Raw genomic sequence first — 22,965 nt, forward strand, 5'->3', positions numbered from 1 at the left:
ATGGCTCGCCTTGAGCGCACAGCCTCAACCGTGAGCAAGCTTTCGCGCGATGGCCGCACGCACGTGCTGCATGGCCTGCATAGCTACGGCATCCGCCTCGGCCGACGCATCGACGACCGCCGTATGCGCCAGATCGAGCGAGCGGAAAATCTCCCGGCAACGCGACAGATTGTCGTTTGTCTCGAAAAGATTCGGTGCATCGCCACGTGCGCGAATGCGGCTCAGGCCGACGGCCGGAGGCAGGTCGAGAAGGAGCAGGAGGTCGGGGCGCGGTGCGAAGGCATTCGCTTCCATGACCTTGTCGACTGGCAGCCCTGCGGCACCCTGATAAGCCACGTTGGAAGGGAAATACCGGTCGAGGATGACGACTTCACCCCTGGCGAGCGCGGGGCCGATGAGTTCCTCGACGTGCTGCTTGCGGTCCTTGATCAGGAGGTCCAGTTCTTCATCGGGTGTCAGACGGCCTTCCGCAGCGGAATTGCGCATCTTCATGCCCCACGGCCCCGTGGTCGGCTCCTTGCTGAGCGACACGGTGGCGCCGTTACGCGTCAGCTCGTCGCTGAGGGTGCGTGCGAGGGTCGTCTTGCCGGCACCGTCGATGCCTTCGATGGCGATGAGCAGACCGCCGGGAATGGGATGAAGTGCCATAGGGCCGGACTTTACCTGATTTAGCTCGCCAGACTAGCGTCGCTAATTTTTGGACCAATGCTACGAAACGTCCGCGCGGCGTACCCTGCTTAGAGAGCTAGTGACCTGCGTGATCGGCAGCAGCTTCGAAAAAGAAAAGGGCCAGCATTTCTGCTGGCCCTTCTCGAATATGGCGCCCGAAGTTGGACTCGAACCAACGACCCCCTGATTAACAGTCAAGTGCTCTAACCGGCTGAGCTATTCGGGCGGGGAGCTACGTATTTTGTGGATATCGGGGTGGGCTGTCAAGCGTTGTCTTCACATTCCGTTTCATCCGCTCAACTGTCGATCTGGGTGATCGACTGGATGCGCCCGTTGACCACCTCGAACTGCACGGATTTGCCGTCGCGGAAGTATTCCAGGCGATAGCCCCGGAGGCCACCGCGCGAGGTTTCGATGGGCGTTTCGCGATCCGGCTTGCCCATGACTTCGCGCAGGCGGCCTTCGCTGTCCCCACTGCCCAGCACCTTCGAACCGGAGCGATAGGTGTCCGCGGCGGCGCTGCCGATGACGAGCAGCGTGGCGAGACCGATGACGAACATGCGCTTCATGCGACATTCCTTTGGCTGGGTGGACGTAAGCCTAACGGTGGGGGCCATCACGAGGCCAGCCCCGTACTAGGCACGGGAAACGTGGGTATTGCCCGCCACATACCAGCGCCACAGCAGGTCCGTGCCTTCGCGGATGCCGATACGTGCCGAGCCGGGCACGTTTTCCGGCGCAGGCGTGCCGTCGTCGACCACCGTATAGCCGTCCCGCGCGCGCACCAGGTCGATACCGTTCTGTGCGCCGGTGATGCCCAGTGCCTGGGTCAGGCGGGCCGGGCCGCTGCAAAGCTCGCGATCTTTCTTCGCCTTCGGGCGGGCCTCGCGCATGTGCTCGATACCGGCGATCGGTTCCAGTGCCCGGATGAGCACGCCGGAGCCTTCCCCATCCTCACCGCAGACGGTGTTGCAGCACCAGTGCATGCCATAGGTGAAGTACACATACATGTGTCCCGGCGGCCCGAACATCACCGCGTTGCGTGCCGTCTTGCCGCGATAGGTATGGGCGGCCGGATCGATGGCCCCGCAGTACGCCTCGACCTCGACGATGCGCCCTGCCCGGCCATCGGCGCAGGCGAGCACCTTGTTGAGCAGCAGGGGCCCTACGATCCGCGGATCGCGCTGGAAGAACTCACGCGGCAGGATGCGACCCGGCCAGCGCGTGGAAGAACGAGGCATCAATACTCCAGCGGCTCGCCATCGGTGTCGGGATCGGGACCCGGACGCTCCACGGGTTCATGGTCCAGCGGCGGCGGCGATGTGCCGGATGGCAACGGCTCCGCATCAGGAACCGGGCGGAAGGGGCGCGGCATGGCAGGTCCTCCGGCGAATCAGGCGTATTCGTCACCGGCGTGGGCATAGGCCGTGATCGGCGACCGGTACGGTGAAGGATAGTAGCGGAGCTCGACATGCGCCTGCCCGGCCAGGGCGTAACGCGCTTCTTCCTCACTCCCCGACAGCCACGCAGACCATGCATCCGGCGCGATGAATACGGGGTCACGGCGGTCGTTCAGCCCCCTGGCCAGCAGGGAGTACGAGAGCACCCCGTCCCCCGAGCGGTTCCAGAGCCCTGCCATGCACAGCAGGCGGCCCCGGACGGGGCGCGCCAGCAAGGCGTCGTCGTGGTCTTGCGCCACCAGCAGTCCGGTCGCCGGAACGAGGCAGCGGCGACTTCCGAAGGCCTCACGGTAGGCCGGTCGCTCATGGGCGCCATCCGCCTCGACGAAGGCCGTACGGGCCGCCAGCGCCAGCCGGTCGGACCAGCCGGGCAGCATGCCCCAGCGCTTGCCGTGCAGGGAAGGATGCCCATCCACGCAGCAGACCACGGGGGCATAGCTGCCGGGCTCGATACGGGGAAAGACGCCATAGGCACCCAGCGCGGCCCTGGGATCGATGCCCAGGGCGCGCAGCGCGCTCCTTGCGCCACCAGTCACCGCCCAGGGCGGCATGAGTTCGTAGCAGGCGTCCATGGCCTCATGATCGCGCGTTCAACCGGCCCGGACCGTGCGTCCGTCGCATTCCGGCCACGAACGCCGGCATGGTCAGAAGACGCCGAGCAACCAGCAGACGAGGATGATCGCGAGGATCACGCCGATGCCGCCGCTGGGACCGTAACCCCAGCTACGCGAGTAGCCCCAGGTAGGCAGGCCGCCGACCAGGGCAAGAAGCAGGATGACGAGAAGGATGGTAACGAGCATGGGCAACTCCGGCCGTAGGCGCTTGTCAGGTCGCGCATCCTCGCTCGGAGTGCCGTCTAGGCATCGTGATGCCGGGGCCGTGCCCCGGCATCACGTTCAGCGGGCGGAAAGCCGGCTCAGGTGCGAACCACGTAGCAGGGCTCGTACGCGGTGCCGCCGGGGAGCTTCATGCGGTGCTGTTCGACGAAGGCCTTCAGCAGGTCGTCGAGCGCACGCATGATTTCCGGCTCACCGTCGATCACGAACGGGCCGTGATCGGCGATGGCGCGCACGCCCTCTTCCTTCACGTTGCCGGCCACGATGCCCGAGAAGGCACGACGCAGGTCGGCCGCCAGTTCGTGGCGCGGACGGTCGCGGTGCAGCGCGAGACCGGCCATCGCCTCGTGGTTGGGACGGAACGGCTGCTGGAACGGCAGCGGGATGTCGAGCGCCCAGTTGAAGAAGAAGGCGTCCTTGTTGTCCAGGCGGTGGTTACGCACCTTGTCGATGCCCGCCACCATGGCGTGCGCCACGGCCGCCGGGTCGTCGATGATGATGCGGTAGTGCTCCGCCACGCTGTCGCCCAGGCACAGGCGCAGGAAGCGATCGATCTGCTCGAAATACGGCGCCGACGCCTGCGGACCGGAGAAGATCAGCGGGAACGGAATGCCCTTGTTCTGCGGCAGCAACAGGATGCCGAGCATGTAGAGGATTTCTTCCGCCGTGCCCACGCCGCCCGGAAACACGATGATGCCGTGGCCGAGGCGCACGAAGGCTTCGAGACGCTTCTCGATGTCCGGCATGATCACGAGGTTGTTCACGATCGGATTCGGCGACTCGGCCGCGATGATGCCCGGCTCGGTCACGCCGATATAGCGGTTGCCCTTGCGACGCTGCTTGGCATGGGCAATGGTGGCGCCCTTCATGGGGCCCTTCATCGCGCCCGGGCCGCAGCCCGTGCAGATGTCCATGCCACGCAGGCCAAGCTGGTAGCCCACCCGCTTGGTGTATTCGTATTCGTCGCGCGAGATCGAGTGACCGCCCCAGCAGACGACGAGGTTCGGGTCCACCTGCGGGCGCAGGATGCGCGAGTTGCGGAGGATCTCGAACACGGCATGGGTGATGCCCACGGTTTCGTCGAGGTCGAAGCCGCCTGTCTCCAGCTGCGTGGAGATGTAGACGATGTCGCGCACGACGGCGACCAGCAGTTCGTTGATGCCGCGGATGATGCGGCCGTCGACGAAGGCCTGCTCCGGGGCGTTCTTCAGTTCGATCTTGATGCCGCGGTCTTCCTGCAGCACCTGGATGTCGAAATCGGGGTACTGCTCGAAGATGGAGCCCGGCTCGTCGGACAGGTTGCCCGAGGTGAGCACGGCCAGCGCGCAGCGGCGCAGCAGCTGGTGGAGGCCGGACCCGCTGGCGTCGCGCAGGCGGGCGACTTCGTTGCGGGAGAGGATATCGAGACCGCCGGCCGGCGAAACGCGGGCGCTGACCGTCTTGCCGGAGACCGGTTCTCCGAACTGGTTGGCATTCATGGAGTTACATGTCCTTCTGACCGCGAATTAGCGGCGAACTCCGCTCCGGGGTCTGGAGCGGACCTCTTAGGATCACGCGGGGCGCCCACGGGGGTCAAGTCCGCCCAAAGAAAAAGCCAGCCCCTCGCGGGGCTGGCTTTCGTCCTTTGCGACCGGAGCCGGCTTAGAACGTGTAACGCAGGGTCAGCTGGGCCGACCAACGCGAGACCGGGTTGACCTTGGTCGCGCTGTTGTCCGAAGGCGAGTCGTAGATCGTCTTCTGGCCCGGCTGGTAGTTGCCGTTGGCATCGGTCGGCAGGTTGTAGATGTACTTGCCCGACGCATCCACACCACCGAAGGCGGCGAAGTTGCGGGTGTACGGGAAGCCCACGTACGACTGCTGGCCCCACTTCTTGTCGATCAGGTTCAGCACGTTGTAGATGTCGAGACGGATTTCGCCCTTGTTGCCGGCGAAGATGCCCGGGACTTCCTGGCTGAGGCTGAGGTCGATCTGGTTCACCCAGGCCGAACGGGTACCGTTGCGGCGGGCGACTTCACCCTTGTGCTTGCGCAGGTAGTCGTCGCTCTGGATGTACGAGTAGAACTGGTCCTGCAGCTGCTGCGAGGCAGGCGCGGTACCACCGGCGTTACGCAGGATCACGTCGCCCGGGCCCTTCGGGATGTAGACGAGGTCGCGGGCGTAGCTGTCGCCGTTGGCATCGTTCGAGAACACCCAGCTGTACGGCACGCCATCGTGGCCATCGTAGAACGCGCTGACGGTGGTGTTGTAGTCGCCGAAGAACTTGTGCTGCCAGGTGAGCGAGGCGTTGAGGCGACGACCGATGTTGGTGTTCGAGGTCGAGGCGATGTTCTCGTTCGGGTTGACCCAGGCGTTGTTCGAGTAGTTCGAGCTGGCCTGGCTGGACGTGCCCGGGTTGACTTCGGTGGCGTGACCGGCCGTTGCAGCGACGCTCCAGCCCCAGCCGTTCTGCAGGGCCTTGGTGAACGACAGCGTGACGGTATCGGCCGTGCCCTTCTTGGTGTTCGTCAGGTAGGTGACGGCCTGGGCGAAGCGGTTGTCCGAGCGATAACGGTTGGTGTTGTTACCCGTGCCCGAAGCCGCCTGGCCATTCGGCAGGCCGGCACACTTGGCGCCCGTGGCGCCGCCGAGCGCGGTCGCACCACCGATGCAGCCGTAGTACGTGAAGCGACCGTCCGGCAGCTTGCCCGTCGGATCACCGATGTTCAGGTTTTCGTAGAAGATGCCGTTGTTGGTCTCGAGGTGCTGCCACTCGATGCTGCCGATGATGCCGTCCCACGGCAGCTCACGATCGAACGCGATCGACGACTTCCACACGCTCGGCAGCTTGAAGTTCTTGTCGACGGTATCGACGGCCATCTGCGGAATCGTGCCGGCACCGCTGGTGTTCTGCTTGAACGGGTTCGGGCTGAAAGCCGGGCACGGAATCGTCGTCGGACTGTTGCCGAACTTGCAGCTACCGTCCTGCTGGCGGTTGTACGAGTACGTGGCGATGTTGATACCGTTGTTCTGGTACGGGTTAGCCAGCCACACGGTCGGCGGATCCGACTGGAACAGGCCAACGCCACCGCGCAGCTGGGTCTTGTACTCGCTGTCGAAGGTGTAGTTGAACGACAGGCGCGGCTCGACCAGCTTGCTGCCATTGATGGTGTTGGCATTGCTGAAGCCGAACTTCTGCTGGAAGGTCGGGTTGTAGGTCGGCTTGTCGTCGGTCAGGTACTTGTTGACGCGGATGCCGTACTGGACCGAGAGGTTATCCGATGCCTGCCAGGTGTCCTGCAGGAACCAGGTCTGGCGACGCAGTTCCACCTTCGCGGCGATATCGCTGAGCGAATAGCCCGGTGCCGGCTGGTAGAGCGTGTAGTTGCTGTAGGTGCCCGTCGAAAGGTTCTGGTAACCGTCGAACGTGTAGGCACCGAACTCCGTGCGGCCGAACAGGTTGTAGACGCGGCTGCGCTCCCACTCGACGCCACCCTTGATGGTGTGGTCGCCCAGGTACAGGGTGCCGGTCCACAGGCCGTTGAGGGTCTTCACCGATGCCACGTTGTAGTGGCTGTACTGGTCTTCACCCAGGTTGATGGTGGGTGCGGTGGCGTTGCCATTGCCGCCGTTCACGCGCACGCCGACCTGCGGCTGCTGCGTGGACACCGAGCGGTTCAGGCCGTAGTCGCTGTAGCCGATCTTGGTTTCCGACGAGAAGATATCGCTCCAGTCGTCGAAAGACTGCAGGGTGTAGTTCTTGATGTCGGAGTTGACGGTGTACCAGTAGCTCGACAGACCGATGCTGTTGGTGCTGTTGCCCTGCGGGTTGGGCTTGACTTCCTTGGTACGCGAGTACGCAAGGTTCATGCGGTGACCGTCAGTGATGTTCCAGTCGATCTTGGCGATGTAACGCTTGTCGGTCAGCGTGCCAGCGTTGGCGCCGAGCGTACCCGGGTTCAGGCCGACCTTGCCGGCAGCCGCGATCGTCTTGTCGAGATCACCCTGCGAGACCTTGTTCGAGGTGGAGTTGGCGATCGACGGATCGAGGCCGTTGACGGCACCCGAGCTCAGGCCGGTCACTTCTTCCTTTTCGAAGCCGGCGAAGAAGAACAGCTTGTCCTTGATGATCGGGCCACCGATGGTGACACCGCTCTTCCAGTTGCGGTCGAACTCGGTGTAGCCGCGGTTCTGGTTGAGCCAGCCCGCGTCGCCGACCATGCTGCTGGCGTTCTTGAAGCCGTAGTAGACCGAACCGTGGAAGTCGTTGGTACCGGACTTCGTCACCGCGTTGATTTCAGCACCGATCGTGTCGGAGTTGACGTCGTAGTTGGCGGTGGAGATGTTGAACGAATCGATGGTGTCCATCGACACCGGCGAACCGACGGTCGGCATGCCGGTGGAGTTCAGGCCGAACGGGTCGCCCACGCCAAGGCCATCGACCTTGATGCTGTTCATGCGGGTGTTCTGGCCGTTCGCCGAGATGGCGCCCGTGCCGTGATCGACCGTGACGCGCGGATCGAGACGCGCGATGTCGGCGATGTTGCCGCTGGGAGCCGGGGTGTTCTTCAGCTGTTCCTGCGAGATCGAGGTGGACAGGCCCTTGTTTTCCGAAGAGAACTGGCCCGACACGGCGGACACGGTCACGGCGGAGAGCGCCGTCGCGTCGGCGCTGCTGGCGGCGCCGGCACCCACGGTGAGGTTCACGGCCGTGTCGTTACCGACGGCCAGGAAGATGTTGTCCTGACGGGCGGACGGCGCGCCGTCCTTCTTCACCGTCACGTCGAACGGACCGCCCGTGCGCAGGCCCAGGGCGTTGTAGCGACCGGCAGCGTCCGTGGTGACCGTCTTGGTGGTACCCGACGGCTCGTGCACGATGACGACGGTGGCGTTGGCCACCGGCTGGCCGGCGGCATCGAGGATGCGGCCGCTGATCGTGGCGGAGGTTTCCTGCGCGAATGCAGGTGCCGCAAACAGCGATGCGATCGCCAGCGGCAAGAGTTTGGCGCGGATTCGGCTATTCATTTAATGGTCGACCCTGTGGCTTGCAACGAAAAAATGGCCAGACGAAGGGACGCCCGGCAACGTGCCGGGTTGTGCGATTCGTCCTGGTTTGTCCCCAAAGTGCTACGTAGGCTCTACGTGACCGGCGTCACATCCTGCGAACCGGTGGTGACAGTTGTTAAGCCCACTTTAACGGCATTGTATGACAGATTTGTAACTCTTTCACGTAACTTTGATAAATACCACTTTTTCTTAGAGGTAGACCCTTCCCGCCTATCTCATTGAAAAATCAGGCATTCTTTGTCAGGTAGCGTGAACGCTTCGCAGGTTTCAGTGAGGCCAGGTCGAGCATTACGAGGCCGTCGACGCATCCCGAGAAGTCGGGATCCTCACCGAACGCAAGGAACTGCACGCCCGCAGGCTCCACCAGATCGACATACTGGCGATAAAGTACGGGCAAGGTGACACCAAGAGCGTCCAGGCGATGCTTGAGCCGGCCCAGACCTGCTGCCGGATCAAGGCCTTCCAGCTCGGCGCGCACCGAATCGATAGTGGCTTCAGGAATCACGAACGGCTGGCGGGCCGCCGCAAGACCCTGCACGCCGAAGAAGTGCTGGTGCGCGGCCGCGATCCATTCCCGCGCCTCACGCGGCATGCTTACGGACATGCTTACCGGGCCGAACAGGTAGCGCAGGTCGCCGTGGCGCTGCAGATACAGGCCGATGCCCTGCCAGAGCTGGTCGAGGGCGCGCGAGCGCCAGTAGGCGGGCGCAATGAAGCTGCGGCCCAGCTCAAGTCCTTGCGCCAGGCGTGATTCGAGCGCCGGCGAGTAGTCGAACAAACTTGAGGTGTAAAGCGAGTTCATGCCGCGCTCGCCGATGATGCGACCGCCGTGACCGAAGCGATACGCGCCCACGATGCGCAGGGCTTTGGCGTCCCACAGCACCAGGTGCTCGTAGTAGGGATCGTAGGCGTCGAGATCGCGGCGCTTGCCGGTGCCCTCGCCCACGCGGCGGAAGGTCAGTTCGCGCAGGCGGCCGATCTCGCGCAGGGCGGCGCTGTCCGACGAACCCTGCATGAGGATGATCTTCTTGCCATCGGGCAGCTCGGCGAGCAGCTCGGCCTTGTCCAGCTCGGCGGCCACGCGCTCCACCGGCTCGGGATGCGCCAGCGGCGTCTGTCCACCGAAGATCAGGCCACGCTGCGCGCCCACACGGTAGATGTGGCGACGCATGAGCTTCGCCGCCTGCTCCGTGGACCCGCCACTGACCTGCTTGAGTTCGTCGGCATCCACCAGCTTGCCGATGCGGAAGCTCACGCGCTGCTTGCCCGAGGTCGCCTCGCGCGGAAGCATCGCGGTGCTGAGCGGCTTGGCCAGCATGGACAGGCCATAGAAGGCCACGGAATTACGGGCGTTGATGTGCACGGGCAACACGGGCACGCCTGTGCGCATGGCGATGCGGGCGAAGCCGTCCGACCACTTGCCGTCGCGGACGCCACCGGGGCTCATGCGGGACACTTCACCGGCCGGGAAGAGGATCAGCACCTCGCCCGCCTCGATGGAGCGGAAGATGGCGCGCATGCGCGAGCCGGCGCCCTTGCCGAAGACATCCACCGGCAGCAGCAGGTTGCCCAGTTGGGGCACGGCGTTGAGCACGTCGTTACCGAGGATGCGGACGTCGCGGCGCACCGACCCGAGCAACTGGATCAGGGCGATGGCATCGACCATGCCCAGCGGGTGGTTGGCAACGACGAGCAGCGGCCCCTCGACGGGGATGTTTTCGCGCTCGCGCTCGGTGACGCTGCAGCTCACGCGCAGGTAATCGAGCGTTTTCTCGCAGAATTCGAAACCCTTTGCCGTACCCGCGACTTCGAGGGTGCGGTTGAAGCGATCCTCGTGGGCCAGCGTTTCCAGCATGCCCACCAGGGGCTTGCGCAGGCGCGGATGCTGGGCCAGCCAGGGCATGCGCTCAAGCAGGGTCTGATCGATGCTCAGCATGATTTAGGCTCCCTTTGACGTCGAACGGTCGTTGCCGAACGTGGCCGGTGCGGAGTCGTGTTTTCTCATAGTGCCTTCGAACGTCCTATGTGCCCCCACCTCGGGGGCCTCGACCCATGCCCGAGGACGGATACGCTCCGCCCCCGCCCATGCTCGCGGGCAATTATGACAGCTACCCTACCGTCACGTATGTTCCTACGGCAATGTGCCGCTGTAATCAGACGGCGATGTGCAGGTAGGAGGAGATGCCGCCCAGGAACATCTGCACCGACAGGGCGATGAGGAGCATGCCCATCAGGCGCTCCAGCGCCGTCAGGACGCTCTCGCCGAGCCATTTGAACAGGAAGGTGGAGCTCAGCAGGATCACCGCGGTGGCGAACCAGGCCAGGAACAGGGCGATGCCCCATTCGGCCGTGCGACCGGGCTGGGAATTGGTGAGCAGCAGCAGGGCCGCCATCGCCGAGGGGCCGGCCACGCCGGGAATGGCCATGGGCACGATGAACGGCTCGCCCTCCCCCGGCTTGCCGAACACGCCACCCTCCACGGGCGGAAAGACCATGCGGATGCCGATGAGGAACAGCACGATGCCGCCACCGATGCTCACCGACTCCTGGCGCAGCTGCAGCACCTTCAGGATGTACTGGCCGCCCAGCAGGAAGGCCACCAGCACGCCCAGGGCGATCAGCAGCTCACGGATCAGCACCTTGCGGCGCCGCTGCGGGGGCACGTCCTTCAGCAATGCCAGGAACAACGGGATGTTGCCCAGCGGGTCCATGATGAGGAACAGCAGGATGCCCGCCGACAACGTCGTCATCTGCGTTTCCATGGAACGACTCCTTACTCGCCCTGGCCATCAGCGGCCATGCGAACGATCAGTGGGTGTGGCGAATATCGAGCACGGTGCCGCGCGCGTCGGCGCCGGCACCTGAAAGCAGATAGACGATGGCCTCGGCCGATGCGGTGGGCAGCGGACGGTCGAGGGTGTTTTCACCGTAATAGGCGGCGCGACGAAGTGCCGTGCGCATCGGGGCGGGAAGCAGGGCATGCACGCGCATGGCACCCTGGCGGTTTTCCGCGTGGAGCACGGCGGTCATGCGTTCGACCGCCGCCTTGGAGACGCCATAACCGCCCCAGTGCGCACGCGAGAGCAGCTCCGGATCGTCGAGCACGAAGATCACGGCGCTGTCGTCGGCGCGGGTCAGCAACGGCATGCAGGCCTGGGTAAGCGCGAACGGCGCGGACACGTTGACCTGCATCGCACGCAGCCAGTCGTCCGGCTTGTGCATGGCCATGGGAGTCAGCTCATTGAAGTGAGCCGCCGCATGCACGATGCCATCGAGACGACCGAATTCGTTCTCGATGCCTTCGGCCAGCGCGGCGTAATCGGCCGGCGTGGCGCTTTCGAGGTCCAGCGGATGGATCACCGGCTGCTGGCCACCATCGGCCACCAGCTGGTCGTAGAGTTTTTCCAGCGCCCGCACCTTGCGGCCGGTGATGACCACCGTGGCGCCTGCCCGCATGACGGCTCGTGCCGTCTCACCACCCAGCCCACCGGTGGCGCCGGTGACGATGATGACCCGGCCGGCCAGCGAGCCCGGCGTGAAGGACCAGCCTTCGGGAAGTCGTGCGGACGGCAGGGCGCTCATGTCTCGGCCCCGCTCACTTCAACGGCCATGCGCTTGAGTTCACCTGCCGCATGCAGGTCTTCCACGACGTCGCAACCGCCGATGAATTCTCCTAGGACGAACAGCTGCGGAAACGTAGGCCAGTTGGAGTAATGCGGCAGGCCCGCACGTATGCGCGAATCGGCCAGGACATTGATGACGTGGAACGTGGCATCGGCCGCCGAGAGCGCCTTGGCGGCCCGGTCGGAGAACCCGCAGGTGGGATATTCGGGCGTGCCCTTCATGAAGAGCACGATCGGATGAGTCGCCACGGTGGCCTTGATCTCGTCTACGACGTCCATAGCTCGGGTTTCATCATTAGAATGCTGACAGTTGCGTAGTGTAGCAGTGTGGCGCCCGCGCCCCCTGCTCCCCTTTTCCCATCCCCCAGCCACCGCTAAGGAGTCCGCCCATGGCGTTCGAACTTCCCCCGCTCCCCTATGAGAAGAATGCACTTGAGCCGCACATCTCGGCCGAGACGCTCGAGTTCCACTACGGCAAGCACCACCAGGCGTACGTGACGAACCTCAACAACCTCGTCAAGGGCACCGAATTCGAGGGCAAGAGCCTGGAAGACATCGTCAAGTCCTCCTCGGGCGGCATCTTCAACAATGCAGCCCAGATCTGGAACCACACCTTCTACTGGCACTCGATGCGCCCGACCGCGCAGGCCTCGGAGCCGAAGGGCGCCCTGAAGGATGCCATCGACAAGGCCTTCGGCTCGGTCGACAAGTTCAAGGAAGAGTTCAACAAGCAGGCCGCCGGCAACTTCGGTTCGGGCTGGACCTGGTTGGTGCAGCGTCCGGATGGCTCGCTGGCCATCGTGAACACCTCCAACGCCGCCACGCCGATCACCGGCAGCGACAAGCCGCTGTTCACCGCCGACGTGTGGGAACACGCTTACTACATCGACTACCGCAACGCCCGCCCGAAGTACCTCGAGAACTTCTGGCACCTGGTCAACTGGGACTTCGCGGCCAAGAACCTGGCCTGATCCTTCCCAGGGCCCGATAAACGAAGAGGCCGGGTCGCAAGACCTGGCCTCTTCTGTTTGGCGCCGCCTTCTTTTTGTAGGAGCGCGCCTTGCGCGCGACCGGTTTTGGCGATGAGTTGATGAATATCGCCAAACCGGTCGCGCGCAAGGCGCGCTCCTACAGGCATGGTCAGCCCGGGAAAGGGTTCAGGCCAGGGTTTCGATGGCCGGGGCTACCTGCGCCTCACGGCCCAGGCCCTGCCCTGCCTCGGCCAGACGCGTACGCAATGTGCCGGCATCCGGCGCGCATATCGTGGCATGGCCCACCTTGCGGCCCGGACGGGCCTCCTTGCCGTAGTCGTGCCAGTGGCCGTCCACCACCGAAAGCACCGGCGCCGGATCAGGCATGTCGCCGATCCAGTTGAGCATGGCGCTGCAACCGCGCACGCCCGTGTCGCCCAGCGGCATGCCCAGCACGGCACGCACGTGGTTCTCGAACTGGCTGGTGTGGGCGCCTTCGATGGTCCAGTGCCCCGAATTGTGGACACGGGGGGCCATCTCGTTGCCCAGCAGCTCGCCGTCGCGGACGAAGAGCTCCAGGGCGAAGACACCGACGTAGTCCATCTTTTCCGCAATGGTGCGGGCGTGGGCATTGGCCGTACGTTCCAGCTCGTCCGTGGAACCCGGCGCAGGCGCCAGGCTGAGCGACAGCACGCCATCGACGTGCCAGTTGCGAGTAAGCGGCCAGCTGCGGAACGAGCCGTCGCGGCCGCGCACCGCCACCACCGAGACCTCGCGATCGAACGGCACGAAGGCTTCCAGGATCAGGCCGACGCGGGCGGCGGCCTCACCCAGGGCGGCCCAGGCAGCGTCGATATCGGCCGGCTCCTTGAGGCGGAACTGGCCCTTGCCGTCGTAGCCCAGGCGGCGGGTCTTGAGCACGGCCGGCAGGCCGATGCGCTCCACGGCGCGAATCAGGTCATCGCGGGTGTCCACCGGCTCGAACTCGGGCGTATTGAGGCCCGACTCGCGGAACAGGGTCTTCTCGGCCAGGCGGTCCTGGGCGATGGCCAGTGCGCGTGGATTGGGGAAGACATCGACCAGCGCGGCCAGTTTCTCTGCCGTGGCGGCGGGGACATTCTCGAAATCGAAGGTGACCACGTCGACCCGGCGGGCAAACTCCGCCAGGGCCGCCTCGTCGTTCCAGTCGGCCACGACCAGCTCGGCCACCTGGCCGGCACAGGCATCATCGGCGCCATCGACCACGAGCGTGCGCACGCCGAGCGGCGCGGCCGCGATGGCCAGCATGCGGGCCAGCTGGCCGCCTCCAAGGACGCCAAGACAGGGCAGCTTGCGATTCACGCGCGGGGATCCGGGTTATCGAGGACGGTCTGGGTCTGTTCGGCGCGGAAGGCATCGAGCGCCGCGGCCACGGCCGGGTCGTGCAGGGCCAGCACCGAGGCAGCCATGAGGGCGGCATTGGTGGCACCGGCCTTGCCGATCGCCAGGGTGCCCACCGGGATACCGGCCGGCATCTGCGCGATGGACAGCAGGGAATCCATGCCATTCAGGGCCTTGGACTGCACCGGCACACCGAATACGGGCAGCGGGGTCTTGGCGGCGATCATGCCCGGCAGGTGGGCGGCGCCACCGGCACCGGCCACGATGACCTGGATGCCGCGCTCGCGGGCCGTGTTCGCGTAGTCGAACAGCAGGTCGGGCGTGCGGTGGGCGGAAACGACCCGGACCTCGTGCACCACACCCAGGCGCGAGAGCATCGCCGAGGCGTGCTCCATCGTTTCCCAGTCCGAACGAGAGCCCATCACCACGCCGACGCGCGGAGCGGTTGCTTCGTTGCCTACAGTCATGGCCGGAGCTTCCAAAAGCGGCTATTGTACGAGCATTCCCGTTTCTCAGGTTGGCCGCCCGGCCACGTCCCATGGACAAGCGACTCATCGATATCCTCTGCTGCCCCGTCAGCAAGCGCCCCGTGCGCCCGCTCACCTCCAGCGAACGCGACAGCCTCAATGGCGCCATCCGCGCTGGCTCCGTCGACACGGTGGCAGGCGAAAAAGTCAGCGCAACGCTCACCGAGGGCCTGATCACCACCGACGGCAAGCTGGTCTACCGTGTGGAAGACGGCATCCCCGTCATGCTCCCTGAGGCTGGCATCGGCACCACCCAGTTGACCGGTTTCACCCCTGATGCGGGATTCGCGCAAAATCCGTGACAACAGTCACGCTATAAGAACCTGCATCCCGCACAATGCCTTCACGGGCGGGGGCCAGCGGTAATCCAGGAAGCGCGATGAGCAACGCGAGCGAGCCATCCAACGTGATCGATCTGAGCCAGCGGCTCGACCCGCGCAGCGACCGGGTGGGTGCCCTGCTGGTCAGCGTTCGCGGCCTCGCCACGAAGCGCCTGCACGCGCTCGCCAGCAACATGTTCGAGAACATCGACGACGCCCTGTTCGATCTCGCTGAAAAAGCCGAGAACAACGCGGCGCAGACGCAGTTCTTCGATGGCATGCGCGAGGTGCGCAAGAAGCGGGCGATCGTCGAGCGCACCTTCCTGGGCCAGGTGGCCCGCGACCTCGCCGATTTCGCCTCAGGCCGCGGTCGCGCACCCGAAGCCGATGTCAGTGCCCGCCCCCTCGCCAACATCGAGCTCAGCCTCGTGGGCGAGAACGAGCTGGAAGAATCCCTCGCCGTCACCGGCATGGTGAGCAAGAACGAACAACGCCTCGCCCGTGCCCTGTTTGCGGTGAACCAGCGCCTGTCGGTGATCTGTGGCGGCGCCCGCATGGACGACGCCACCAATCCCGTCGGCCCCACCTCGCTGACGGCGGCATTCCGCCAGGCCATGCGCGAGCTGCTGGTCGAGGTGAAGGTCAAGCTGATCATCTACAAGCTCTTCGATCGCTACGTGCTGGCTGGCATCGACGACCTTTACGACGACATCAACAACGAACTGGCTGCCGCCGGCGTACTGCCGCAGCTGCGCCACGAGATTTCCACGAGGCGCAGCGATGCGCCGGTATCGACCGCCACGACGGCCCCGCAGGCTGCCGCCCCACAGGCTGCCGTGGCCAACCCCGCCGTGGTGTCCGATGCCGTCGCCGCCGAGTTCATGCAGACCCTGCATGCACTCTTCAGTGCACGCCGTGGCCCAGACATGGCCGCACCGGTAGCCGTAGGCCCGCTGCCCAGCGCCACGGAACTGCTGGGGGCGCTCACCCTGCTGCAAAGCCAGATATCGAGCCTGCCCATGGCCGGCTCGCCGCTGGCGACGCAGGCGGACGTCACACGTGACGTGGCGCAACTGAAGGCCCAGCTGCTGGCGCAGATCGGCCAGCTCCGCGGTCAGCAGACCACGCATGTGTCGGGCATCGACGAAGACACCATCGATCTGGTCGGCATGCTCTTCGAGTTCATCCTCGAAGACCACAACCTGCCCGCCGAGATGCAGGTGCTGCTCGCACGCCTGCAGATTCCCTATCTCAAGGCCGGCCTCATCGACCGGCGCATGTTCGCGCACAAGACGCATCCGGCGCGCCAGTTGCTGGATGCGCTCGCGGACGCCGCCAAGGGCTGGTCGGTGGAAGGCGACCGCGACGGGCGCCTGTACGACAAGGTCAAGTCCATCGTCGAGCGCCTGCTGCACGACTTCGACGATGACATCGCCATCTTCCAGCGTCTCGCGACCGAGCTTCAGGAATTCCTGGATATCAGCCGCAAGCGTGCCGAGCTGGCGGAACAGCGCGTGGCCGAATCCACGCGTGGTCGCGAAAAGCTCGAACATGCGCGCCGTCGCGCCGCCCAGGAAATCGTGGGCCGCATCGGCGGTGAATCGTTGCCGCCACTCATCTACGGCGTCCTGACCCGCGCATGGGCCAACTACATCGTGCTCACCCTGCTTCGCCAGGGTGAAGAATCGCCTGAGTTCCACGAGTCGCTTCGTTTCATCGACGACTTCGTTGCCAGCACGCATGCGGCACACGATGCCGAGAGTCGGCGCCGGCTGCGCTCACTGCTGCCTGGCATCGAGCGTTCGCTTCGTCGCGGACTGGCCTCGGTGGCTTTTCAGGAGGCCGACACCGAGCAGTTGCTGGTCCAGTTGCATGCCTTCTATCGCCAGCAGCTTGACGAGGCACCTGCTGCCTCGGAGCCGCCGGCCAGCGAGATGCCGCTGCCGCAGGCCATCCAGGCCATCGAGGAGCCCAGCGCACCCGAGCCGGAAGACGAGTCCGAAACCCTTTCCGACGATGCGTTCGACGAGCGCTACCTCTCGCAGGCTCGCGAGCTCAAGGTGGGACAGTGGCTTGAATTCGTCGCCGAGGATGGCACGTCGGATCGCGCGAAGCTGTCATGGATCAGCCCCATCAGCGGCCGCTACCTGTTCGTGAACCGTCGCGGCCTCAAGGTGGCCGACCACAGCCTCGGCGCCCTCGCCCAGGCCTTCGCCAGCGACTCGGCCCGCGTGCTCGACTCCACTCTGCTGTTCGACCGCGCGATGGACGCCATCGTCGAAAAACTCCGCAGCCCCCTGTAGGAGCGCGCCTGCGCGCGACCGCTTTTCGCCATCCCAGGCCTGCTTGCCATACCGGTCGCGCGCAAGGCGCGCTCCTACACGTGCACCTGCGCCTCTCCCTGTAGGAGCGTGCTTGCGCGCGACCGGTCGTACGAGTCAGGTAACGGGATCGCGAAAAGCGGTCGCGCGCAAGGCGCGCTCCTACAGTGGAGCGGGGGGCGCGGGGGGAGTAAGGTAGCGCCCTCTTCCCATGCCGCGCTCCATCGATGACCGCATCCGATTCGCGACACCTCGCCGATGCCCTGCCGTCGGACGACGAGATCCTCGCCGCCGTTGATCGCTCCTTCGCCGAAGACGTCGGCCCCGGCGATGCCACCGCCGACCTGATCGACCCCGCAAAGCGCATCACCGCAACACTCACCTGCCGCGAAGATGCCGTGCTCGCCGGCGCGCCGTGGTTCGAAGCCTGCTTCCGCACGCTCGATCTGGACGTAAGCATCGACTGGGCCTTCCACGATGGCGACCGCATACCTGCCGGCTCCGTGGTGTGCCGCATGGAAGGCCTTGCCCGGGCGCTGGTGACAGCAGAACGCTCGGCGCTCAACTTCCTGCAGATGCTCTCGTCCACCGCGACGGCCACCGCACATTTTGTGGACGCCATCGCCGGTACCCGCACGCGGGTGCTGGATACCCGCAAGACCCTCCCGGGCCTGCGTCGTGCCCAGAAATACGCCGTGCGCTGCGGCGGCGGCACCAACCATCGTATGGGCCTGTTCGATGCGATGATGCTGAAGGAAAACCACATCATCGCCGCGGGCGGCATTCCCCAGGCCATCGCCGCCGCCCGGCGCATCCACCCCGAGCTGCCGCTTATCGTCGAAGTCGAGAACCTCGACGAATTGCAGCAGGCCATCGACGGCGGTGCCGACCGTGCCCTCATCGACAATTTCACCCTGCCCATGATGCGCGATGCCGTCGCGCTTACCGCCGGACGCATCCCGCTGGAGGTTTCCGGCAACGTGGAGCTCGATACCCTGCGCGATATCGCCTCGACCGGGGTGGACTACGTGTCCAGCGGCGCGCTGACCAAGAACGTTCGCGCCATCGACCTGTCGCTGCGCCTGGACCTGTAATCACACGCAAGAACCTCCGGGGACTTGTCCTCGGAGGCTGCCGGCCACACACTCAAGCCATGGCATCGATCACCGACCTGTTCTGGCTTCTGGTCTTGGCCGCCGTTATCGGCGCCTGGTATCGCCTGACCCGTGCCCGCGAGGTCGCCGTGCAGGCGGCTTCGGCGCTGTGTCGGCGCTATGGCCTGCAACTGCTCGACCAGTCGGTGGGCCTGCGCGCCATTCGCCTGCAAGGCGTCAACGGCGCACGCCGGTTTGAACGCTGCTATGCGTTTGAAGTCAGCGAAGATGGCACATCCCGCCAGGCCGCCCGTCTTTGGATGGTCGGCAACGAGGTGGCAAGCTTTTCGCTACCGCTTTCCGGCAATCCGGAGCTGGAAACCGTGGTGGCTACCGACCCGGGCAGCTATGCCGGTAATGTGATTTCGCTGGCGGAACGTCGCAGGCTGCATTGAAAGATGCCCCCTGTAGGAGCGCGCCTTGCGCGCGACCCGTCCGTGTGGTCATCCCGGTCGCGCGCAAGGCGCGCTCCTACAGTATAGATAGGCACCGCTTGGATAAAAAAACCGCCTTCCGGCGGTTTTTTTATTTCACCACACGCAGATGCGGTGCGCCGCGCTTGGGGCGATCATCGTCGCCGCCGACCTCGGGGACCGGCGCCTCCGGCGCATCGTTATCGACCGCTTCCAGACTCGGCGATTCCGCTTCGCTCTCGTCGGCCGGGAACATCATGCCCTGACCGTTCTCTTGCGCGTAAAGCGCAAGGACGGCGCCCACCGGAATCACGATGGACTGGCTCACGCCCGAGAAGCGTGCCTGGAAGGAAATGCGATCGTTGCCAAGGTCGAGATTGGCCACGGCGCGCATCGCCAGGTTAAGAACGACCTGGCCGTTCTTCACCACATGCGACGGCACGCGGACACCCGGCTGGCCGGCGTCGACCAGCACGTAGGGCGTGAGGCCGTTGTCGCTGATCCAGTCGTAGATGGCGCGCAGCAGGTAGGGCCGATTGGAAGTCATGCCCGTGCTTTCGTTGGTATCCATGAAAAGCGTCCTCGTCGTTCCCGCCGGTTGGTCGGGGATCACCAGAGCCCCGGCAGGGCAAGGTCAGGGCACAGTTTACAAGGATACGGGGGACCGGGGACAGCCGGCCCCGCCGCCAGTCTCAGACCCGGCCGAAATCGAAGTCAGGGCGCATGGCCTTTTCTTCCGCCGTGAGGCTGCGCTCGAAGCCCTGGCTGTGAAACAGGCGCTCGCCGTAGTCGACGATGGGCTTACCGGCCGCGCCCAGATCCACGCCCAGCGAGGGCAGGCGCCAGACCACCGGGGCTACCAGGCAGTCGATGAGGCTCATTTCGGGGTTCAGGAAGAACCGGGACGCCTTGAACAGCTCCACCGAGACCAGCAGGTGCTCGCGCAGGCGTTTGCGGGCCGCCGTGGCTTCCTTGCCGCCTTCGCGGATCAGGTCGATCTCGGGCAGCCAGTCGTTCTCGATGCGCCAGGTGGCCAGCCGCAGCCGGGCCCGGGATAGAGGATCGATGGGCATCAACGGCGGATGCGGATAACGCTCGTCGAGGTATTCCACCACCACGAGGGTGTCGTAGACGGTGAGCTCGCGATCCACCAGCGTCGGCAGGGTGCCGTAAGGGTTCAGATCGAGCAGGTCGGCCGTGGGCTGGTCGGGTTTCAGGATGATCCGGTCGTAGGCGACGCCCTTGGCCGCCAGCACGAGTCGCGTGCGGTGGCAGTGGATGTCATCGACGCTGGTGTAGAGCGTGAGCGCCGTGCGCGCGCGTGCATGCTGGACCATCTTTGCTATCTCCCTCCCTGTGCGGCCGGTATACGAACGGGGCGACCAGGTGGCCGCCCCGCAGGGACGCCCTCAGTGACTTTCGTGGACGTCCTTCCAGTACTCATGTTTCAGAAGGTACAGCAGGAAGGTCAGGCCTACCAAGAACAGGATCACCCAGATGCCGATCGACTGGCGTTGAAGGGCGGCCGGCTCGGCGGTGTACTCCAGGAAGGTGGCGATGTCGCGGGCCGCGCCCTTGAATTCCTCGGGGCTCATGCGGCCAGGCTGGGCAATCTCCAGCTTCTCCACCACGGCCTCTTCGCCGGGCTTTGCCTCGCCATGTACCGCGACCTGCAGGCCCTGCAGCTCCCACAACGGGTTGGGCATGGAGGCATTGGGGAACACGGTGTTGTTCCAGCCGACCGGACGGCTCGGGTCGAGATAGAACGACAGCAGGTAGTTGTAGATGAAGTCGGTGCCCTTGGCGCGGGCTTCCAGCGAGAGGTCCGGAGGATCCTTGCCGAACCACTGCTTTGCCGAATCCGCAGGCATGTGCGAGATCACCGGCTCACCGAACTTGGCTCCCGTGAAGTTGAGGTTCTTCATCACCTCGTCTTCGGAGAGGCCCAGGTCGGTGGCCAGGCGCGAATAGCGCACGTACTTCAGCGAGTGGCAGCCGACGCAGTAGTTGAAGAAGAGCTTGGCGCCCCGCTGCAACGAGGCCTGGTCGGCCACGTTGGCGCCGGCGGAGGGCAGGCCCTCCCCTTCGGCGGCAAGGGCGGGAACGGTGGCGGCGGCAAGGCCCAGCGCCAGGGCGAGGGAGGAAAGATAGCGCTTAATCATGCATCGTCACCCGTTCCGGAACCGGCCTGGTCTTCTCGAAACCAAAGCGCGTGTAGATCCATACGAACACGAAGAAGCCAAAGTAGCCGAGCACCATCAGGCGGCCGAAGGCGTTTTCCCATGTGGTGACGTCGGCACCGGGGAACCATTCGGGGATGACCTCCGCCGTGACGCCCGCGCCGACCAGGCCCAGGGCCAGGAAGGAGACCACCAGCACGCCCAGGGCGATGCGGAAGCCGAGCCCGCGGAAGCGTACGGAGCGGACCTGGCCCTTGTCGATCCACGGCAGCAGGGCCAGCAGCAGGATGGCGCCGAACATGCCGATGACGCCCCAGATCGCCGTGCCGAAGAAGGACGGGATCATGCGCAGGATCGCGTAGAACGGAGTGAAGTACCACGACGGCTTGATGTGGCTGGGCGTGACGAGGTTGTTCGCCGGGGTGAAGTTGTCGTGTTCGAGGAACCAGCCACCGAAGGTGGGGGCGAAGAAGATGATGAAGGCGGCCACGGTGATGAAGAAACCGCTGCCGAAGAGATCCTTCACCGTGTAGTACGGATGGAACGGGATGGCGTCCTTCGGCTTGTCCGGGCTCCAGCGATTGCCCTTCGGGCCGTGCTTCACGTCCACGCCGTCGGGGTTGTTGGACCCTACTTCATGCAGTGCGGCCAGATGCAGCACCACCAGCAGCAGGAGCACCAGCGGCAGGGCGATGACATGCAGTGCGAAGAAGCGGTTGAGCGTGGCGTCGGCGGGCAGGAAGTCGCCCATGATCCACTGCACCAGGGTGTCGCCGATGAAGGGGATGGTGCCGAACAGCGAGATGATGACCTTCGCGCCCCAGAACGACATGTTGCCCCAGGGCAGTACGTAGCCCATGAAGGCCTCGGCCATGAGCACGAGGAAGATGAGCATGCCGAGAATCCACACCAGCTCACGTGGCTTCTTGAACGAGCCATACATGATGCCGCGGAACATGTGCAGGAACACCACGACGAAGAACAGCGACGCACCCGTGGAGTGCATGTAGCGGATGAGCCAGCCCCATTCCACGTCGCGCATGATGTACTCGACCGAGTTGAAGGCTTCCGCCGCACTCGTCTTGTAGTTCATGGTGAGGAAGATGCCGGTGACGATCTGGTTGACCAGCACCAGCAGGGCGAGCGAACCGAAGTAGTACCAGAGGTTGAAGTTCTTCGGCGCGTAGTACTCGGTCATGTGCTTCCGGTACGTCGGCGCCAGGTTCGGAGCGCGTTCGTTGACCCAGTCGCCGATGCGGGAGAATACGTTTGCCATCAGCCGGCCTCCTGCGGATCGACGCCAATCTGGATATGGGTGTCGTCGATGAAGTGGTACGGCGGTACGGGCAGGTTCTTCGGCGCGGGAACGCCGCTGAACACGCGCCCGGAAAGGTCGTAGCGCGACTTGTGGCAGGGGCAGTAGAAGCCGCCCTTCCAGTTCGCGTCGAAGGGCTCGGGCTTGATGTCGGGAACGAAGTCGGGAACGCAGCCCAGATGAGTGCACAGGCCGATGACGACCAGCCACTCGGGCTTGATGGAACGTGTTTCGTTGGTGGCGTACTTCGGCTGTTGCGCCGAATCGGACGATAGCGGGTCCAGCAGGCGGGGCTCCAGGCCCTTCAATTGCGCCAGCTGGTCCTTGGTGCGGTTGACCACGAAAACAGGGAGGCTACGCCAGGCGAAGGTGACTTTCTGCCCCGCCTCGATGGCACTTATGTCGACCGTGACTGGCGCCCCCGCCGCCTTGGCCCTCGCACTCGGCTCCCACGACTTGATGAAGGGGACTACTGCCGCTATCACCCCTGCGCCGCCGACAACTGCTGTCGTTACGGTCAGGAAGCGACGGCGACCGTGATCGACGACTTCTTCGTTCGCCATCAGGCTCTCCGGAACTTTGCCATTGAGAATGCGGGCCCCGTTCGCCGGTTTACTTCTGGAAATCGGCTTCCGCAATTTCTGGCAGTGTAACGGCACCATCCGCGACGTACAATAAACTGAACCGTACCCTGTCCAGACTGATGGAGAGGGCTGCCAAGTACCCGCCAGGATGCGGAAAATCGGCTCGGCT

The 22,965-nt window shown here is 64.8% G+C and carries 24 protein-coding genes and 1 tRNA gene; 5 read left to right on the top strand and 20 right to left on the bottom strand.

Annotated elements, in window-relative coordinates; genetic code table 11:
- Nucleotides 1-24: 24 nt before the first annotated feature.
- From tmk to grxD, 13 genes are all read right to left on the bottom strand, one after another.
- Nucleotides 25-648, bottom strand: coding sequence for a dTMP kinase (tmk, locus tag KR767_RS01335; RefSeq protein WP_250877869.1), 624 nt, complete (start codon nucleotides 646-648; stop codon nucleotides 25-27).
- A gap of 170 nt (nucleotides 649-818) precedes the next feature.
- Nucleotides 819-895: transfer RNA gene (locus KR767_RS01340), tRNA-Asn, on the bottom strand.
- 70 nt (nucleotides 896-965) lie between these two features.
- Nucleotides 966-1,238 (bottom strand): hypothetical protein, encoded by a 273-nt coding sequence (locus KR767_RS01345; protein ID WP_166952540.1) that lies wholly within the window; start codon nucleotides 1,236-1,238, stop codon nucleotides 966-968.
- Nucleotides 1,239-1,304: 66 nt separating this feature from the next.
- The gene (locus tag KR767_RS01350; RefSeq protein WP_166952543.1) at nucleotides 1,305-1,910 is read right to left on the bottom strand and encodes a DNA-3-methyladenine glycosylase; all 606 of its coding nucleotides are present in this window, start codon (nucleotides 1,908-1,910) and stop codon (nucleotides 1,305-1,307) included.
- Nucleotides 1,910-2,044: a hypothetical protein gene (locus KR767_RS21300; RefSeq protein ID WP_284732864.1), complete on the bottom strand. Its 135-nt coding sequence runs from the start codon at nucleotides 2,042-2,044 to the stop codon at nucleotides 1,910-1,912. The genes KR767_RS01350 and KR767_RS21300 overlap by 1 nt, the downstream gene beginning before the upstream one ends.
- Nucleotides 2,045-2,062: 18 nt before the next feature.
- A complete protein-coding gene (locus KR767_RS01355; protein WP_250877870.1) occupies nucleotides 2,063-2,701 on the bottom strand; it encodes an SOS response-associated peptidase family protein in 639 nt (212 codons plus the stop codon).
- Between the two features lie 72 nt (nucleotides 2,702-2,773).
- Nucleotides 2,774-2,929 (bottom strand): DUF3309 family protein, encoded by a 156-nt coding sequence (locus tag KR767_RS01360; protein WP_166952549.1) that lies wholly within the window; start codon nucleotides 2,927-2,929, stop codon nucleotides 2,774-2,776.
- 116 nt (nucleotides 2,930-3,045) lie between these two features.
- Nucleotides 3,046-4,443, bottom strand: a complete 1,398-nt coding sequence (gene ppnN / locus KR767_RS01365) for a nucleotide 5'-monophosphate nucleosidase PpnN (protein ID WP_166952552.1) — start codon at nucleotides 4,441-4,443, stop codon at nucleotides 3,046-3,048.
- A 163-nt stretch (nucleotides 4,444-4,606) separates the two neighbouring features.
- Entirely contained in the window at nucleotides 4,607-7,966 is a 3,360-nt protein-coding gene (locus KR767_RS01370) for a TonB-dependent receptor (protein WP_250877871.1), read from the bottom strand.
- 268 nt (nucleotides 7,967-8,234) lie between these two features.
- Nucleotides 8,235-9,944, bottom strand: a complete 1,710-nt coding sequence (gene olsF / locus KR767_RS01375) for a bifunctional ornithine lipid synthase OlsF (protein ID WP_250877872.1) — start codon at nucleotides 9,942-9,944, stop codon at nucleotides 8,235-8,237.
- Between the two features lie 217 nt (nucleotides 9,945-10,161).
- Nucleotides 10,162-10,758 carry a YhgN family NAAT transporter gene (locus KR767_RS01380; RefSeq protein WP_166952614.1) on the bottom strand — a complete coding sequence of 199 codons (597 nt, stop codon included), beginning with the start codon at nucleotides 10,756-10,758 and terminating at the stop codon, nucleotides 10,162-10,164.
- A gap of 58 nt (nucleotides 10,759-10,816) precedes the next feature.
- Complete coding sequence (locus KR767_RS01385; protein ID WP_166952559.1) at nucleotides 10,817-11,590, bottom strand: SDR family NAD(P)-dependent oxidoreductase; 774 nt, start codon at nucleotides 11,588-11,590, stop codon at nucleotides 10,817-10,819.
- A complete protein-coding gene (gene grxD / locus KR767_RS01390) occupies nucleotides 11,587-11,910 on the bottom strand; it encodes a Grx4 family monothiol glutaredoxin (RefSeq protein ID WP_166952560.1) in 324 nt (107 codons plus the stop codon). The genes KR767_RS01385 and grxD overlap by 4 nt, the downstream gene beginning before the upstream one ends.
- Nucleotides 11,911-12,020: 110 nt before the next feature.
- Here grxD and KR767_RS01395 point away from each other — a divergent pair, with 110 nt between their 5' ends.
- Nucleotides 12,021-12,602, top strand: coding sequence for a Fe-Mn family superoxide dismutase (locus tag KR767_RS01395; RefSeq protein WP_166952561.1), 582 nt, complete (start codon nucleotides 12,021-12,023; stop codon nucleotides 12,600-12,602).
- A gap of 186 nt (nucleotides 12,603-12,788) precedes the next feature.
- On the opposite strand, the gene KR767_RS01400 is transcribed toward KR767_RS01395, so the two are convergent.
- Together KR767_RS01400 and purE are read right to left on the bottom strand one after the other, a co-directional pair.
- Entirely contained in the window at nucleotides 12,789-13,889 is a 1,101-nt protein-coding gene (locus KR767_RS01400) for a 5-(carboxyamino)imidazole ribonucleotide synthase (protein WP_250879207.1), read from the bottom strand.
- Between the two features lie 50 nt (nucleotides 13,890-13,939).
- On the bottom strand, nucleotides 13,940-14,449 hold the full coding sequence (gene purE / locus KR767_RS01405) for a 5-(carboxyamino)imidazole ribonucleotide mutase (RefSeq protein WP_166952563.1): 510 nt from the start codon (nucleotides 14,447-14,449) through the stop codon (nucleotides 13,940-13,942).
- 71 nt (nucleotides 14,450-14,520) lie between these two features.
- Here purE and KR767_RS01410 point away from each other — a divergent pair, with 71 nt between their 5' ends.
- From KR767_RS01410 to KR767_RS01425, 4 genes are all read left to right on the top strand, one after another.
- Nucleotides 14,521-14,811, top strand: coding sequence for a Trm112 family protein (locus tag KR767_RS01410; protein WP_166952564.1), 291 nt, complete (start codon nucleotides 14,521-14,523; stop codon nucleotides 14,809-14,811).
- Between the two features lie 77 nt (nucleotides 14,812-14,888).
- Nucleotides 14,889-17,132, top strand: a complete 2,244-nt coding sequence (locus KR767_RS01415; RefSeq protein WP_250877873.1) for a DUF1631 domain-containing protein — start codon at nucleotides 14,889-14,891, stop codon at nucleotides 17,130-17,132.
- Nucleotides 17,133-17,377: 245 nt separating this feature from the next.
- Complete coding sequence (gene nadC, locus KR767_RS01420; RefSeq protein ID WP_250877874.1) at nucleotides 17,378-18,244, top strand: carboxylating nicotinate-nucleotide diphosphorylase; 867 nt, start codon at nucleotides 17,378-17,380, stop codon at nucleotides 18,242-18,244.
- 59 nt (nucleotides 18,245-18,303) lie between these two features.
- Entirely contained in the window at nucleotides 18,304-18,699 is a 396-nt protein-coding gene (locus tag KR767_RS01425; protein WP_166952569.1) for a DUF3301 domain-containing protein, read from the top strand.
- 130 nt (nucleotides 18,700-18,829) lie between these two features.
- Here KR767_RS01425 and KR767_RS01430 read toward each other — a convergent pair whose 3' ends face one another.
- The 5 genes from KR767_RS01430 to petA all read right to left on the bottom strand — a co-directional run bounded on the left by KR767_RS01430 (nucleotide 18,830) and on the right by petA (nucleotide 22,775).
- A complete protein-coding gene (locus tag KR767_RS01430) occupies nucleotides 18,830-19,264 on the bottom strand; it encodes a ClpXP protease specificity-enhancing factor (protein ID WP_425602761.1) in 435 nt (144 codons plus the stop codon).
- Nucleotides 19,265-19,409: 145 nt separating this feature from the next.
- Nucleotides 19,410-20,054 carry a glutathione S-transferase N-terminal domain-containing protein gene (locus KR767_RS01435; RefSeq protein WP_250877876.1) on the bottom strand — a complete coding sequence of 215 codons (645 nt, stop codon included), beginning with the start codon at nucleotides 20,052-20,054 and terminating at the stop codon, nucleotides 19,410-19,412.
- A 72-nt stretch (nucleotides 20,055-20,126) separates the two neighbouring features.
- Complete coding sequence (locus KR767_RS01440) at nucleotides 20,127-20,879, bottom strand: cytochrome c1 (RefSeq protein ID WP_208392712.1); 753 nt, start codon at nucleotides 20,877-20,879, stop codon at nucleotides 20,127-20,129.
- The gene (locus KR767_RS01445) at nucleotides 20,872-22,173 is read right to left on the bottom strand and encodes a cytochrome b (RefSeq protein ID WP_166952574.1); all 1,302 of its coding nucleotides are present in this window, start codon (nucleotides 22,171-22,173) and stop codon (nucleotides 20,872-20,874) included. Before KR767_RS01445 ends, KR767_RS01440 begins: the two co-directional genes overlap by 8 nt.
- The gene (petA, locus tag KR767_RS01450) at nucleotides 22,173-22,775 is read right to left on the bottom strand and encodes a ubiquinol-cytochrome c reductase iron-sulfur subunit (RefSeq protein WP_166952576.1); all 603 of its coding nucleotides are present in this window, start codon (nucleotides 22,773-22,775) and stop codon (nucleotides 22,173-22,175) included. Before petA ends, KR767_RS01445 begins: the two co-directional genes overlap by 1 nt.
- Nucleotides 22,776-22,965: the final 190 nt, after the last annotated feature.

Source organism: Luteibacter anthropi, assembly GCF_023699965.1.
Classification (GTDB): domain Bacteria; phylum Pseudomonadota; class Gammaproteobacteria; order Xanthomonadales; family Rhodanobacteraceae; genus Luteibacter; species Luteibacter anthropi.